Below are 1,003 nucleotides of genomic sequence, written 5' to 3' on the forward strand. Positions count from 1 at the left end.
AGAGTTGGTTGCAAAATTTAGCCAGGCGGTGTCGCCATATAATTTGTCAAGATGAATTTAGAGACGATCGACTTGCTGGAGTAACTACTGCGTTGGTTGCATCTCTAGCTGCATCTGGTAATTTGCCTCTGGCATTGGCGACTCCAGTAGCTATTTATATAGTTAAGATTGGAGTCAAAAGTTTCTGCAATGAAGAGGAAATAATAAACCCTAAATATTATCCATTAGCACAAGAATTGATTGCCGATAATCAAGGTAATATCCAGAAAGTATTAATTGATTTTCAGGACTATAAACGTTTAATTGAAAGCTTTGAAGATGAAGGACTATATCGTGCTATGATGGAAGTTAAAGATGAAACACCTTTAAGTTTGGAAGAAGCATTAGCAGAACTCGACAAAGAATGAAAACTGAATATCTTCCAACCTTGTCTTGATGCAGTCGCTCATGGGGGAAACCCCCAAGACCGCGCTGCATCGCTTATTAAAGATATTAAATCTCTGAAAAGCACCCCTTTTTATAATACGATTAAAAAGTTTACCTTTCAGGATATTATTTCCTGTCAAAATCTTAGGGATATCAAAAACATCAAAAAATTAAAAGGAGAAGATAATGCCTATCGAATTCGTGTAGGGGATTATAGAATTGGATTTTTCCTAAAAGGGGATACTATCATATTCTCCCGTGTTCTCCATAGACGAGAATTTTATCGTTATTTTCCTTAAAGCAATCTAAAATAGCAAAGGTAACAGGAATGCCGCCGACATAAAATTAATAGCGTTGCCTAAATGTGGGATGATTTTAATAGCTTTGTGGAATGGGCATCTTGCCTGTTCCTACTCTGATGGTGGAATGGGCATCTTGCCTGTTCCCACTCTGATGGTGGAATGGGCATCTTGCCTGTTCCCACTCTTATCATTATCGGGGAGAAAAATTAGTGGACAGCCGAAAATACGCCCCAGCAACCCAGCGCAACCGGGAAGCAATTTTACAAGTACTTTTA

3 protein-coding genes are annotated in these 1,003 nt (G+C 38.5%); all 3 read left to right on the forward strand.

Features of this window, described 5'->3' with window-relative positions:
* On the forward strand, positions 1-407 hold a 407-nt coding region (locus F6K49_RS53060), incomplete at its 5' end, for a hypothetical protein (RefSeq protein ID WP_293111187.1).
* Positions 408-554: 147 nt separating this feature from the next.
* Complete coding sequence (locus F6K49_RS53065) at positions 555-725, forward strand: type II toxin-antitoxin system RelE/ParE family toxin (protein WP_366514392.1); 171 nt, start codon at positions 555-557, stop codon at positions 723-725.
* Positions 726-795: 70 nt separating this feature from the next.
* Positions 796-1,003, forward strand: a 208-nt coding sequence (locus tag F6K49_RS53070) for a hypothetical protein (protein WP_293111189.1), incomplete at its 3' end; no start/stop codon positions are given.

This window comes from Moorena sp. SIO3I6, from assembly GCF_010672095.1.